At 69.4% G+C, this 13,277-nt stretch carries 13 protein-coding genes; 9 read left to right on the top strand and 4 right to left on the bottom strand.

Features of this window, described 5'->3' with window-relative positions:
- The 7 genes from ABZ928_RS00260 (at window position 1) to ABZ928_RS00230 (ending at window position 6,533) form a co-directional block, all read left to right on the top strand.
- On the top strand, window positions 1-849 hold the full coding sequence (locus ABZ928_RS00260; protein WP_361514049.1) for a MaoC/PaaZ C-terminal domain-containing protein: 849 nt from the start codon (window positions 1-3) through the stop codon (window positions 847-849).
- Window positions 846-1,298 (top strand): OB-fold domain-containing protein, encoded by a 453-nt coding sequence (locus ABZ928_RS00255; RefSeq protein ID WP_361514047.1) that lies wholly within the window; start codon window positions 846-848, stop codon window positions 1,296-1,298. The genes ABZ928_RS00260 and ABZ928_RS00255 overlap by 4 nt, the downstream gene beginning before the upstream one ends.
- On the top strand, window positions 1,295-2,452 hold the full coding sequence (locus tag ABZ928_RS00250; RefSeq protein WP_361514045.1) for a thiolase: 1,158 nt from the start codon (window positions 1,295-1,297) through the stop codon (window positions 2,450-2,452). The genes ABZ928_RS00255 and ABZ928_RS00250 overlap by 4 nt, the downstream gene beginning before the upstream one ends.
- Before the next feature lie 34 nt (window positions 2,453-2,486).
- Window positions 2,487-3,158 carry a TetR/AcrR family transcriptional regulator gene (locus ABZ928_RS00245; protein WP_361514043.1) on the top strand — a complete coding sequence of 224 codons (672 nt, stop codon included), beginning with the start codon at window positions 2,487-2,489 and terminating at the stop codon, window positions 3,156-3,158.
- Window positions 3,159-3,404: 246 nt separating this feature from the next.
- Window positions 3,405-4,922 carry a carotenoid oxygenase family protein gene (locus ABZ928_RS00240; protein ID WP_361514041.1) on the top strand — a complete coding sequence of 506 codons (1,518 nt, stop codon included), beginning with the start codon at window positions 3,405-3,407 and terminating at the stop codon, window positions 4,920-4,922.
- Window positions 4,923-5,207: 285 nt separating this feature from the next.
- Window positions 5,208-5,549 (top strand): hypothetical protein, encoded by a 342-nt coding sequence (locus ABZ928_RS00235; RefSeq protein WP_361514039.1) that lies wholly within the window; start codon window positions 5,208-5,210, stop codon window positions 5,547-5,549.
- A gap of 54 nt (window positions 5,550-5,603) precedes the next feature.
- Window positions 5,604-6,533 (top strand): NAD(P)H-binding protein, encoded by a 930-nt coding sequence (locus ABZ928_RS00230; RefSeq protein WP_361514037.1) that lies wholly within the window; start codon window positions 5,604-5,606, stop codon window positions 6,531-6,533.
- Window positions 6,534-6,605: 72 nt separating this feature from the next.
- Here ABZ928_RS00230 and ABZ928_RS00225 read toward each other — a convergent pair whose 3' ends face one another.
- From ABZ928_RS00225 to ABZ928_RS00210, 4 genes are all read right to left on the bottom strand, one after another.
- Entirely contained in the window at window positions 6,606-7,019 is a 414-nt protein-coding gene (locus ABZ928_RS00225; RefSeq protein ID WP_361514035.1) for a DUF6069 family protein, read from the bottom strand.
- A gap of 116 nt (window positions 7,020-7,135) precedes the next feature.
- Window positions 7,136-8,152, bottom strand: a complete 1,017-nt coding sequence (locus tag ABZ928_RS00220) for a cyclase family protein (protein ID WP_361514034.1) — start codon at window positions 8,150-8,152, stop codon at window positions 7,136-7,138.
- Between the two features lie 42 nt (window positions 8,153-8,194).
- Window positions 8,195-9,802 (bottom strand): AMP-binding protein, encoded by a 1,608-nt coding sequence (locus ABZ928_RS00215; protein ID WP_361514032.1) that lies wholly within the window; start codon window positions 9,800-9,802, stop codon window positions 8,195-8,197.
- Between the two features lies 1 nt (window position 9,803).
- Window positions 9,804-11,054 carry an acyl-CoA dehydrogenase family protein gene (locus ABZ928_RS00210; RefSeq protein WP_361514031.1) on the bottom strand — a complete coding sequence of 417 codons (1,251 nt, stop codon included), beginning with the start codon at window positions 11,052-11,054 and terminating at the stop codon, window positions 9,804-9,806.
- A 137-nt stretch (window positions 11,055-11,191) separates the two neighbouring features.
- Between ABZ928_RS00210 and ABZ928_RS00205 the strand changes: the two genes are divergently transcribed.
- Together ABZ928_RS00205 and ABZ928_RS00200 are read left to right on the top strand one after the other, a co-directional pair.
- On the top strand, window positions 11,192-11,845 hold the full coding sequence (locus ABZ928_RS00205) for a TetR/AcrR family transcriptional regulator (RefSeq protein WP_361514029.1): 654 nt from the start codon (window positions 11,192-11,194) through the stop codon (window positions 11,843-11,845).
- Window positions 11,842-13,257: a phosphotransferase family protein gene (locus ABZ928_RS00200; RefSeq protein WP_361514027.1), complete on the top strand. Its 1,416-nt coding sequence runs from the start codon at window positions 11,842-11,844 to the stop codon at window positions 13,255-13,257. Before ABZ928_RS00205 ends, ABZ928_RS00200 begins: the two co-directional genes overlap by 4 nt.
- The last annotated feature ends 20 nt before the right edge of the window (window positions 13,258-13,277 follow it).

Raw genomic sequence — 13,277 nt, 5'->3', positions numbered from 1 at the left:
ATGGCGCTGAACCCGGACGCCGTCGGCCTGGAATGGGACGGCGGGACACGGACCTGGACGTCCACCGACGCCATCCTCTACGCCCTCGGCGTCGGCGCGGGCGCCGAGGACCCCCTCGCGGAGCTGGCGTTCACCACCGAGAACACGCACGACGTGCGCCAGCAGGTGCTGCCGACCTTCGCCGTCACGCTCGGCGGCGGCCGACCACCGGCGAGCCTCGGAGAGATCAACCTGGCGCGCATGCTGCACGCCGAGCAGTCGGTCACGCTGCACCGTCCGCTGCCCGTCGCCGGCACCGTCCGCGTGACCTCGCGCCTCGCCGGCCTCTACGACAAGGGGTCCGGCGCCCTGGCCGTCATGGAGTCGTCCAGCACCGACGAGAGCACCGGAGAGCTGCTGGCCGAGTCCCGTACCGGTCTGTTCTTCCGGAGCGAGGGCGGCTTCGGCGGCGACCGCGGCACCAGCGAGCCCTGGGCCGTACCCGACCGGCCGGCCGACCATGTCGTGGTCAGCCGCCCCCGCGAGGACCAGGCGCTGCTGTACCGGCTCTCCGGTGACCGCAACCCGCTGCACTCCGACCCCTGGCTCGCCGCCCGCGCCGGATTCGACCGGCCCATCCTGCACGGCCTGTGCACCTACGGCTTCACCGGCCGCGTCCTGCTGCACGCCGTCTGCGACTCCGACCCCGCGTCGTTCGGCGGCATGTCCGTGCGGTTCGCCGCCCCCGTCCTGCCCGGCCAGGAACTGAGCGTCCACATCTGGGACGAGGGCGACACCTGCCTGTTCCGGACGATGGTGGGCGACACGGTGGTGCTGGACCGCGGCACGTTCACGAGGAAGGCCCGATGACAGCGACCGCGCGTCCCGCGCCCCCGCCCCCGCTCCCCCAGCCGACCCCCGAGACCGAGCCCTACTGGGCAGGCGCGCGTGAGGGCGTGCTCCGCATCCAGCGCTGCAACAGCTGCCGCCGGCACTACTTCTACCCCCGGTCGTTCTGCCGCTACTGCGCGTCGTCCGACGTGGAGTGGACGGCCGTCTCCGGGCGGGCACGGCTCGTCTCATACACCATCAACCACCGGCCGCTGCCGCCCTTCGCCTCGCTCCCACCGGTGATCGCCCTGGTGGAACTCGACGAGGGGCCGCGCCTGATGACCAACATCATCGGAGTGCCGCCGCTCCCGGACCACCTGCCCCTCGACATGCCGCTGGAGGTCGCGTTCGAGGAACGCGGGGACATGGTGCTCCCGGTCTTCCGCCCCGCGGGCGCGGCCGGACAGAAGGAGGAACCGACAGCATGACCAGCATGCACGGCGGCGACATCGCCGTCATCGGAGCCGCGGAGACCGACGAGATCGGACGTCTGCCCGGCATGTCGGTCCTGGAACTGCACGCGCAGGCGGGCCTGAACGCCCTGCGCGACGCGGGACTCACTCCCGCCGACGTCGACGGCCTGGCGACTGCCGGGCCCATGGCCATCGAGGTCTCCCACCACCTCGGCATCACCCCGCGCTGGCTCGACGGCACCATGATCGGCGGCGGCAGCTTCATGCTGCACGTCCGCCATGCCGCCGCCGCCATCGCGGCCGGCGCCGCCGATGTCGTCCTCATCACCCACGGCGAGTCCGGCCGGTCCGGGGTGGGCGCGGCTCCGTTCCGCCCGAGCCCCTCCGGCCCGGGGGGCCAGTTCCAGACGCCCTACGGTGCCGTCACCCCGTACTCGACGTTCACCGTGCCGGCGCTGCGCTTTCTGCACGACCGCGGTATGGGACCCGAGGATCTCGCCCGGGTCGTCGTCGCCCAGCGGGAGTGGGCCGCCAAGAACCCCCGTGCACTGCGCCGGGACATGGTGACCGTCGACGAGGTCCTCCAAGGGCCCATGGTCTCCTACCCGTTCACCAAGGACATGTGCTGTGTGGTCACCGACGGCGGCGGGGCGCTGGTGCTCACCAGCAGCGAGCGCGCCGCCGACCTGCCCTCCGGGGCACGCGCCGTCCACCTGCTCGGCTCCGGCGAGTCCGCGGAGTCCACGCTGGTCTCGCAGATGGAGGAGGTGGGGTCGTTCCAGGCGTTCCGCCGCGCGAGCGCCGAGGCGTTCGCCACCGCCGGAGTCGGCCACGCGGACATCGACCACCTGATGGCGTACGACGCCTTCGCCCATCTGCCCCTGTACATGCTGGAGGACATCGGCTTCGTCGGGCACGGGGAGTCCGGGGCGTTCGTGGCCGAGGGGCACACCGGGCCGGGCGGCAGCCTGCCGACGAACACCAACGGCGGAGGGCTGTCCTACACCCACACCGGCATGTACGGCATGTTCGCCATCCAGGAGGCCGTCCGCCAGCTCCGCGGCGAGGCCGCCGCGCAGGTTCCCGGGGTGCGTACGAGTTTCGTCCAGGGCGTCGGTCTGTTCTTCGCCGCCGCCGCGAGCCTGATCCTCACCAACCAACGGCCGTGACGTGCCCGCCTCGTCGCATGGCAGACTCACGGACATGTCCCATGCCGTCCCCGCCAGACCGGGCAGAGGCCGCCGCGCCGATCCCGACATCGAGCCCCGTGTGCTCAGTACGACCATCGAGGTGTACGCGGAGGTCGGCTGGGCCGGCTTCACCATGGACATGGTGGCGCGCCGCTCCGGCGTGGGAAAGGCCGCGCTCTACCGGCGGTGGCCCACCAAGGAGAAGCTCATTCTCGCCGCCCTGGCCTCCCGGCTGCGGAAGGAGCCGAAGTTCTTCGACACCGGATCGCTGCGGGGCGACCTTCTGCTGGTGGCGACCATGATGCTCGAAGAGTATTTCGGCTCGGAAGGACTGCTCCAGGTCCGCGCGATGATCGAGGCGAAGCTCTACCCCGATCTGTTCGGCCATGCGGTGGAGGACCTGGACCGGCAGGGGACACAGGTGGGTCGCGAGATCGTGCTCCGCGCTGTCGAGCGCGGCGAGCTTCCTCGCGACACCTCCCCCGCCCTGATCCTCGACGCCGTGGCGGGCACGATCATCCACCATGTCCTCATGACCCCGGTGGCCAGACTGCCCGAGCTCAAGGCGAACAGCGCGAACTACGCCGAGCGGGTCGTCGACTTCGTGCTGAGCGCGGCCGGATACGAGCCCGATGCCGACCACCGGCCTGCCGAGGGCGGCGGCGCTGACGGAACCGGCGGCTGACGACAACAGCTGGACGTCGCTCTCCATGGCGACGGAAGGTCGTCATTGACCTCGTTCATGTGTGGCATCGACAGGTTTCGTTTCCCCGACAGCCATCGGCTTCCTACGGTGGCACGAACGGACGCGGTCCAGTTCGCGGTACTCCGCCGAGCAGCCACAGGACCCCCTCCGGACGGCGCACCCATCTCCGTAACCTGATCATCGGCCGGGACGGCCGGTGACTCGTCGTTGCTGAAGGCGGTTCACGTGACAACCACTCCCGACCGGGCCACCGCTGCCCCGGTCCGCTTCCCCGACACGATCGTCTACCGGGGTTACTTCGCCCCCTCCCGGATCGAGGCCGACGTCTACGACCTGGAGGTCGAGGGCGAGATCCCCCGGGACCTGGACGGCGCGTTCCTGCGCAACGCGGCCGACGCCCAGTACCCGCCGAACCACCCTCTCGACATCTTCCTCAACGGTGACGGCATGGTCACCAAGATCCGCATCAAGGACGGCCACGCGGACCTCCAGACCCGGTTCGTCCGTACCGAGAGGTTCCTCGCCGAGCGCAAGGCCCGGCGGTCCCTGGTCGGCGCCTACCGCAACTGGTACACCGACGACCCGCTGGTCGCCGGCATCCAGGCGGACAACAACGCCAACACCTCCATCGTCTGGCACGCCGGCAAGATGCTCGCTCTGAAGGAGGCCGGGCTCCCCTACGAGCTCGACCCCCACACACTGGAGACCAAGGGCATCTACGACTTCAACGGCCAGATCACCGGGAAGACCTTCACGGCCCACCCCAAGATCGACCCCCGGACCGGGCAGATGCTCGCCTACTCCTACTTCCCCAGCGGGAAGCCGGACAACGAGATCAACCTGTTCGAGATCGACCCCAAGGGCGTGTTCACCCGGACCGAGAAGTTCCTCGCCCCGTACGCCTCGTCCGTGCACGACTGGATCGTCACCCGCGACCACCTCGTCTTCACCTTCGGGCCCTTCATCGCCGACGCCGAGCGGCTGAAGACCGAACCGCAGTACTTCATGTGGGACCCCCGGGAACGCTCACACATCGCGGTCATCCCCCGGGACGAGGGCGTCGCCGGCATGAAGTGGTTCGGGGTGGACGAGGTCATCATGGAGGGCCACACCATCAACGGCTGGTCCAACGACGACGGCACCGTCACCCTGGAGCACTCCGTCTCGGCCAGCGGATGGTTCTCGCAGTTCCCCAAGACCGCGACGGGCGAGGAGATCCCGGAGGCCCCGCCCTTCATGGAGCACTGGGTCCTCGACCTGACGCACGGCAGTGACAGCCCGGTCATGGACGGCGGCAACCAGCACACCTCCACCCGGCTCTGGCAGTTCCCCGCCGACTTCCCCCGTATCGACCCCCGGGCCATGATGGCGAAGCACCGGCACACCTGGCTCGGTACGTTCAACCCGACGCTGGGTCCGCTGCCCGAGTTCGGCCCGATGGGCCCGCCGTTCAACAGCATCGTCCACCTGGACGCCGAGACCGGCAAGCAGTCCAGCTACTACCCGGGCGAGAACTCGGCGCCCGAGGAGTCGGTGTTCGCCCCCAAGAACGACGACGCGGACGAGGGCGAGGGCTACCTCATGGCGCTCGTCAGCCGCCGGAACGAGATGCGCACCGACTTCGTGATCCTGGACGCCCAGGACGTGAGTGCGGGGCCGATCGCCACCGTCCGGATCCCCTTCCGGCTCCGCTACGGCTTCCACGGCACCTGGATCCCGGGCAACGAACTCGAACCCAGCTGACGGATGGAGTGAGACCCACCGTGCTCACGTGCGGTGACAGACCCTCACACCCACTGTCCCTGAGGCTGTCCTGTCCGGCGGATGCCGCACAGGACAGCCTCAGGGCCCGGTTCGGCGGGCTCCTCGCCCACCCACTCAGACCTCGTGTCGCGTCCCCGCAGGCACAACCCCATCGAAGGTGGAGTCAATGACGACACACCCCCACGTTGCTCGCTTCCCGCAGGCCGCATGCGGCACGGCCTCCGGCCGGTCGCGCGCCGAGCGCCTCACGAGGGGTGGACGACGATGACCGAACGGAACGCCACGGGCCGCGCCCGCGAGGAGCCATCCGCCGTGCGTATCGCGTTGAGGCCAGGTCTGGTGGGGGGAGCGGTCGGGGCTGTGCTGAGCGGTCTGATCAACTACCTTCTCGTCGGCGAGCCGAGCAGCGCGGTCGGCAACGCGATCAACCACTCCGTGAGCGGCCTGATCAGCGGCTTCACCGCGGCGTTCTTCGGCCTTCTGGGCCACCAGCGCAAGGCGTCCGCCGCGGCAGCAAACGCCGACGCCGGCCACACGGACGGGGCGCCGGCCCGGCCCGGCCGAGTCGACACCCCCGGCGCCTCCGACGCGGTCGAGCTGTTCTGAGGCCCCGCCCCCTCTCATCCACGGCCTCGCAGCCATCTCCAGAGGAACACCCACATGTCTGAGTACGCGAACACCAAGCCCATCCCCCGCAGCATCCTCGTCTTCGGTGCGAACGGAAAAACCGGAAGGTTGCTGACCGATTTCCTGCACCGCGAGGCGCCGCAGATCGAGCTGCGTCTGTCGAGCACCAAACCGGACGGCGTCGACGCGCTGCGCAAGGACTTCCCGTACGCCGAGGCGGTCGAGGCCAACTACTTCGACCTTCCCTCGCTGGAGGCCGCGGTGGAGGGAATGGAGGGAGTGTTCGTCATCGCCACCGGCGGCACGGACGAACGGACAGCCATGACGAACCTGGTGTCCGCCCTCAAGAAGGCGGACAGCGCGGTGCACGTCCTGCGCCTGCTGGGCATGCAGCCGGAGGCCAATCCGCGGCGCATTCCGAAGGCCATGCGAGAAGCGGGGGTGGGCCTTCCCGTTCAGCATCCGATAGCCAAGCGGATCCTCGACGAGAGCGATCTGCCGGTCACCTATCTCAACATCGGCGCCGCCTTCACGGACAACTTCCTGTGGATGCAGGGAGGCCTGCGCAGCGAGCGCAAGCTCATCTGGAACGACCGGAAGGTTCCGTTCATCGATCGTCGTGACATCGCCGAGGTCGCCGGTCGCCTGTTCCTCTCGGACAACCATCGGCACATCGGCCAGTTCCACACGCTGAACAACGGCCATGACTTCATGCGTCACAGCGATGTCGCCGAGCTGATGACCGAGGTGTTCGGCGAGAAGATCACACACGACGGCAGCGAGGAGGGTTTCTACGAGGCGTATCCCCCGCTGAAGGCCTTCAGGCTCTGGGACTTCTTCGAGTACGAGCGGGAGAACGAGGTCGTCTGGGCCCTCAACGACTTCGTCGAGCGCACCCTCGGACGCAAGCCGATCACCGTGCGGGAGTGGCTGGAGGAGAACAGGGAAGCACTGCTGGGGTGAACCCCGGGGCCCGGCGCACTGAGAGCGGCGCCGGGCCTCACCTGTCGGTCTCTGTATCCCCGTGGGCCACGCCTACGACAGCGGCATGACCTTGCGGTAGGTGAACACCGCGACCACCGCGACCACGACATGCATCATCAGCAGCGCAGCAACACCGGTCACGCCGCCGTCACCGAAGAGCAGGAAGTCGGGCACGAAGGACACCACGACGAGGACCGGCGCCAGCCACCGCACCAGCGCGGCGGGGTCCTTCGACACCTTGCGCACGACGGACCAGCCGATGGCACCCCCGGTCACACCGACCGCCGTCAGAAAAACGTACGAGGAGACCATCAGCGGCTGGAAGTCGTCCGGCGCCCCGGCGGCGAGGGCGAGCACAGCGATCAGGGCGTCCGCCGCGGCGGCCACCACGATCGCGGCGACGACACCTCCCGCCACCACGAGTGGCCCACGGCGGACCGCGACGTCGTCAGAGGCAAGGGACATGGCGACTCCATGGCGGTGACGAGAGCGAGCACAGAGAGTGCTTGAAGAATCAAGCACAAGCATGGTCGACCTTGCTTGAATATTCAAGCTCTAGTGCGTCGCACGGCTGACCCGCGTCAGAAGACGGCGATCGGGTTGACCGGCGAGCCGGCGCCTCCCGTGATGGTCAACGGTGACGCCGTCAGGAAGAACTCGTACCGCCCGTGCTCCGCACACTCGGTGGCGAGTTCCTCCAGCCACCACACCTCGCCGAGAGTCAGACCGAGGTCCCGGATGAGCCGTACATGCAGGGGGTATACCGGCTGTTCAGGATCCTCACCGGGTTCCACCTCGACGGCGATGTTGTCGACCGCCAGTGCCGCGATCTCCTTGCCGTGGATCCACTCGACGGTGTCGAGAGCGAGTCCCGGCGCGCCGACGGACCAGAACTCCCGCTTGTCCTCAAGCCGGTAGAACCAGGGGACGTGTCCGGTGCGGACCAGCAGGATGTCCCCGGTGCGGATCCCCACTCCCTGCGCATCGGCGCAGGCGTCGAGCAGGTCGGCGGTGATGGGCACCCCGGGCTCACAGCGGTCGACTCCCAGATGCCGGGCGACGTCGAGCAGGACACCCCGGCTGGTGAGGCTGTCCTTGAGCAGCTGGATCGAGCACTTGCGTGCGCCGGCGAACCCCTCGACGTTGCCCATCCAGAAGCCGTTGTACATCGCGTCCCGGTGGAAGATGTGCGCCAGGCCGTCCCATTGCGTACTCCCCTGGAGCGGCATGAAGAGGTAGTCGTCGGCTCCCTGAAACCCCGGGGCGATGCGACCGAGGTCGCTTCCCACCACGTGGTCCGCGCCGCTGTAGCCGAAGAGGTGCACCACGCCCGGCCGGGTGGGATGCACGGGGCCGGTGGCGTCCAGCGGCACCGCGAGACTGACCGTCCGCCCGGTCCTGATCAGCGCCGCCGCCGCGGCGACCACCTCGGGCGTGATGAAGTTGACCGTGCCACGCTGGTCGTCCTCGCCCCAACGTCCCCAGTTGTTGGGCACGTTGTCGTTGACGAGGCCGACAACCTTGCCTCTGCCGTCGACGCTGAACCCGGGTGCCGTCCACGCGCCTTCGACGTATTCCCCGCCGGCTGTCCTGCCCATGGTTCTTCCCTTCTCAAGAGGTTGCCTGTCACCAGGTCGATCTCAGCCCTGGCCGGTGCCGAGGCGCTCGCGCAGCAGGTACTTCTGAACCTTGCCGGTCGCGTTGCGCGGCAGCGAGCGGATGACGATCACGCGGGTGGGCTTCTTGTACGACGCCAGGCGTTCCCGGCAGTGGGCGATGATCTCCTGCTCGGTGGGCGGGTCGTCGGGGTCGGCCGGCACCACGAAGGCGACGGGGGTCTCCACCCACTTCGGGTGCGCGGCACCGACTACGGCGGCCTCGGAGACCTTGGGGTGGGCGTCGACGGCCGCTTCCACCTCGGCGCAGTAGATGTTCTCCCCGCCCGAGATGATCATGTCCTTGGCCCGGTCGACCACCCGGTAGAAGCCGTCCTCGTCGACTGTGCAGAGATCACCGGAGTGGAACCATCCGTCGCGGAATGCCTCCCGGGTGGCTTCCGGGTCGTTCCAGTAACCGAGCATGACGGTCGGCCCGCGGTAGACGATCTCCCCGACCTCGCCCGGGCCCGCTTCGGTGCCGTCCCGGCCCACCAGCCTGACCTCGAGATTCGGCACGGGCCTGCCGACCGATCCCATCTTGCGGATGGCGTCGTCACCGCGCAGCACGCACGTCACCGAGCTCATCTCGGTCTGCCCGAACATGTTGAAGTTCGGCACACCGGGGAAGGTCTTCGCCATCGCCTCCAGCACGGAAGGCGGTGCCGCGGAGGCCCCCCAGGAGATGCGACGCAGGGCGAGGCCTCGGTCGGCCATGCCGGGGAGCGCGCAGATCTCCTTCCACTGCGTCGGAACGAAGTAGCACGCGGTGACTCCTTCGCGCTCCATCTCCGCCACGGCGCCGGCGGCGCTGAAGTCCCCTGACGGGGTGATGACGGAGTGCCCACCGACGGTGAGGTAGATCAGGACGCCGTTCAGCCCGCCGATGTGGAAGAGGGGCAGCCCCGAGTACCAGACCTCGGAGTCGTCCGCGACGCCTTGCAGGATCAGGCAGTTGATCGAGTTCATCGCGAGGTTGAGGTGCGTGAGCACCGCGCCCTTGGGCCGGCCAGTGGTCCCCGAGGTGTACATGATGAAGGCCGGGTCGTGGTCGTCGACCACGACGTCCAGGGGTGCCGTGTCCGGGTCGAGGGCGTCGTCGTAGGGGGTCGCCTCCGGCCCGACGGCCGACGGGTCACCACCGGCCAGCAGGACCGACGACACCTCCACGGGCAGCCCGTCTCCGGTCAGGCACTCCCGTACGGTCCCCGTCGCCTCGCCATCGGCGATCAGCACCTTCGCCCCGCTGTCGGACAGGATGTGGCGTACCTCGGCCGCGACCATCCGGAAGTTGACCGGAACGGCGATCGCCCCGAGGCGCATCACCGCGAAGTAGGACTCCACCACCTCAAGGCGGTTGCGCATCAGGACCGCGACGCGGTCGCCCGCGTCGACACCCAGGTTCCTCAGGGTCCTGGCCAACTGGTTGACCCGACGGTCGAGTTCGGCGTAGGTGAGCGTGCGGCCGCCGAAGCTCAGAGCGGGCCGACCGGGTCGCTGCCTCGCGTGCCGCGCCAGCTGCTCGCCGTGGGCCAGAGAGCGGTACCGGGACATGTCGGCGAGGGGTTCGTCGGCCGCCTGCTCGCCGCGCACTTCACTTCCCCCCGCCGGTGAGACCGAACAGGTGGCCCGCCACCTTGCGGATCTGGATCTCCTCGGCGCCTTCGGTGATCCGGTAGCGCCGGTGATGACGGTAGATGTGCTCGAACGGGAGATGCCGGCTGTATCCCATCCCACCGTGCACCTGCATGGCGCGGTCGGCGGCCTCGCACACCAGCCGGTTCGCCCGGTAGTTGCACATCGAGACCAGGTGAGAGACCTCCGCGTGCGCCCCCTGGTCGAGGTCCTGCGCGGTCGTACGCACCAGCAGGCGCAGCGCCGTGGCATCCGTGTGCAGTTCGGTCAGCGGCCACTGCACGGCCTGGCGCATCGCCAGCGGCTCGCCGAAGGTGACCCGTTCGCGGGCGTGGGCGACCGAGCGGTCGATGCAGTACTGCGCGGCCCCCAGGCTGGACGCCGCCTGCCGGATGCGGTTCTCGTGCACGAAGGCCTGCGCCACCTCCAGCCCCCGCCCCTCCTCGCCGAGGATCGCTGCGTCGGGCACCCGTACGTCCCGCAGGGTGACGTCGGCGTGGTCGGTGGGCATGTTGAACGTCCAGCGGAACAGGCCCACTTCGACGCCGGGCGCGTCGATGGGAACGATGAAGGCGCTGATGCCGAGGGCGTCTCCGGGCTTGCCGGACGTACGGGCGAAGACCAGGTCGTGGGTGGCTGTGTCGACGCCGGTGTTCCAGCGTTTCTCCCCGCTGATGATCCAGTCGCCGCCCGACTTCTGCGCCGTGGTTTCCATCCAGGTGGCGTCGGAGCCGTGGTCGGGCTCGGTCAGGGCGAAGCCCAGCGCGCGCTCCCCCGTGATCAGGGACTCCCCGAAGCTCTCGCGCTGCTCGTCGCTGCCGAAGCGCAGGATCAGATGCGCGAACGGGAAGTTGCCCACGACTGAGGACTCGTCCTGGAGGTCGTTGTGCAGGCCGAGCCCCCGGTGCGCGAGGTGCTCGCGCACCACGGCCATCTCCAGGTTGCTCGCCTGCGCGCCACCGAGCGTGGCGGGCAGGTCACGGCGCAGGAACCCCGCTTTGTCGGCCCGCCGGCGCATCTCCCTCAGAAGCACTCGCCACTCCGGACGGGGCAGGCCGCCGGCCTCGAAGTCGGTGCGCGCCCACTCGCGCCGGTGGTCGAAGAAGCGTTGGTTGTCGTCCTCCGCCTGCAGGGGAACGATCTCCGACTCGATGAAGCGGTCCAGCTCCGTCAGCAGTGTCCGCAGGTCTTGGGTGATGCCGAAATCCATGGCTCCCGCCCTCTCCAGTGAGGTGCGATGAACGAACGTTCATCGAAGCTAACGCTCGATAGACCCTCTGGCAAGGCGCAGTTCGAAGCATTAGGCTGAGCTATGAACGTTCATTCACCGGTCAATGAGAGGTGCGCGTGCCTGCATCAGTCACATCGGCGTCGTCGGCACCGGCGGCCAGCGCGTTGGTCGAGGACGACGACGACCCCATGGCAGCGGCTCTGATCAGCGCGGCCGTCCACGTCATCGCCGCCAAGGGCTACCACGGCACTTCGGTCCGCGACATCGCCACGGCGGCCGGGCTCAGTGTGGGCTCCGTCTACAACAGCTTCGGATCGAAGTACGACCTGCTGGTCGTCATCATGAACCGCGCCATGGACCATCTGGTGAAGGCCACCGAGGACGCCCTCTTCCATGCCGGTACCGATCCGGCGGACCGGCTGCGCGCGATCGTCGGCGCCCATGTCGGCGCGCACACGGCCGGCCCGCTGGAGAGCCTCATCGGCAACTCCGAACTGCGCAGCCTGGAGCCCGCGGAACTGCGGCTGGTGACCGCGAAGCGGGATGTCCAGCAGCGGATGTTCGATCGCGTGACGACGGACGGGGTGGAGCGGGGCGTCTTCACCACCGCGTCCCCCAAGGAGGCCGCCCTGTTCGTGGTGACGGCCTGCACCGCCGTGGCCACGTGGTTCCGTCCCGACGGGGCACTCTCCGCACAGGACGTGGTGCGGCGGTACCAGGAGATCGCGCTCTCGGCGGTCGGCCATGTCGGAGAAGGAGCCACGGCTTGACGCCCCCTCAGGAGCAGGAGACCTCCCGGGCACGGTCCTTGACGACCGCGCTGTCCACCCGGCTCTCCCAGCTGCGCGACGCCCCCTGCACAATCAGCGGACTGCGGCGGCTGACCGGCGGCGCCAGCGCCGAGACCTGGTCCCTGACGGCCGCCACCGCGGATGATCCGGCGGCCGAGCTCATCCTCCGACGTGACGCGCCGGGCGCCGAGGACCCCGCGCGCATGGCCCGCGAGGCGGACGCGCTCGACGAGGCGGCGCGAGTGGGTGTACCGGTACCTCGGCTGCTTGACCGAAGCCCCCGGGTACCGTCTGCGGAAGGGGCTGGTCTCGGTCCGTCCTACCTCCTCATGACGAGGGTTCCGGGTGAGGCGCTGCCCCGCAAGCTGCTGCGCGACGAGGAGTTCGCGGACGTCCGACTACGGCTGCCGTACGAGCTGGGACGGGTTCTCGCCCGCATCCACCACCGGATGGACCCCGCCCGGATCCCCGGGCTGACCGCCGGAGACCAGCTGGAACAACTCCGTGACACATACGACTCCATCGGCGACCCTCTCCCCGTCCTGGAGCTCGCCTTCCGCCGGCTGTCCGAACGCCGCCCCATGGCCGACCGCGACGCGGTGGTGCACGGCGACTTCCGCAATGGCAACGTCATCGTCGACAGGGACGGCATCCGTGCGGTGCTGGACTGGGAACTGGTCCACCGGGGCGACCCCATGGAGGACCTGGGCTGGCTCTGCGTCCGGGCCTGGCGCTTCGGAGCCGAGGCGCCGGTCGGCGGGTTCGGTCCGCGCTCGGAGCTCTTCCGGGGCTATGCGGAGGAGAGCGGCACGACGCCCGATCCGGAGGCGGTCCACTGGTGGGAGGTGTACGGCACCCTGCGCTGGGCCGTGCTCTGCGGGCTCCAGGCTCGGCGCGCGCGGCAGCGGGGCGCCGAGGACGCCCTGGAGTTGCTGGCCGTCGGGCGTCGCGTGGCCGAATGCGAGTACGACCTCCTGCGCCTCCTCGGCATTCTGGACCCGGCCCCCGTACCTATTGCCGAGGCGGTGAGCACCGCCGACGCCGACCTGTTCGGGAATCCGTCCGCGCCCGAACTCCTCACTCCCGTCCGGGAATTGCTGACCGCCTTGAGTCGGGAGGCGGATCCTCGTTCCCGGCACCTCGGCCGGATCGCCGCGAACGTCCTCGACACGGTGTCACGCGAACTCTCCCTGGGCCCGGCCGCCCGCGCGCGGCACGTGGCCGCGCTCCACCGCCTCGGTTTCGACACCGAGCGGGATCTGGCGCTGGCGATCCGCCATGGCTCGGTCTGCCCGCACACCGATGCCGCGGTCGCCGACGTCATGCGCTTCGCCGCCGTCGCGCGGCTGAGCGTCGCCAACCCCCGCTACTTCGACGAGACCACCGAGTAGCCCCTCACGGGTGCCGGCGG

Origin of the sequence: Streptomyces sp. NPDC046909 (assembly GCF_040644695.1) — a bacterium.
Classification (GTDB): Bacteria; Actinomycetota; Actinomycetes; order Streptomycetales; family Streptomycetaceae; genus Streptomyces.
Note: the sequence above shows the minus strand (reverse complement) of the source record. Positions and strands in the feature narration are given on the sequence as shown.

Bases quoted from the DNA above. Each gene is read 5' to 3' on its own strand.
- ABZ928_RS00260 (WP_361514049.1), top strand. From the start codon at position 1: ATGGCGCTGAACCCGGACGCCGTCGGCCTGGAATGGGACGGCGGGACA.
- ABZ928_RS00255 (WP_361514047.1), top strand. From the start codon at position 846: ATGACAGCGACCGCGCGTCCCGCGCCCCCGCCCCCGCTCCCCCAGCCG.
- ABZ928_RS00250 (WP_361514045.1), top strand. From the start codon at position 1,295: ATGACCAGCATGCACGGCGGCGACATCGCCGTCATCGGAGCCGCGGAG.
- ABZ928_RS00245 (WP_361514043.1), top strand. From the start codon at position 2,487: ATGTCCCATGCCGTCCCCGCCAGACCGGGCAGAGGCCGCCGCGCCGAT.
- ABZ928_RS00235 (WP_361514039.1), top strand. From the start codon at position 5,208: ATGACCGAACGGAACGCCACGGGCCGCGCCCGCGAGGAGCCATCCGCC.
- ABZ928_RS00230 (WP_361514037.1), top strand. From the start codon at position 5,604: ATGTCTGAGTACGCGAACACCAAGCCCATCCCCCGCAGCATCCTCGTC.
- ABZ928_RS00225 (WP_361514035.1), bottom strand. From the start codon at position 7,019: ATGTCCCTTGCCTCTGACGACGTCGCGGTCCGCCGTGGGCCACTCGTG.
- ABZ928_RS00220 (WP_361514034.1), bottom strand. From the start codon at position 8,152: ATGGGCAGGACAGCCGGCGGGGAATACGTCGAAGGCGCGTGGACGGCA.
- ABZ928_RS00210 (WP_361514031.1), bottom strand. From the start codon at position 11,054: ATGGATTTCGGCATCACCCAAGACCTGCGGACACTGCTGACGGAGCTG.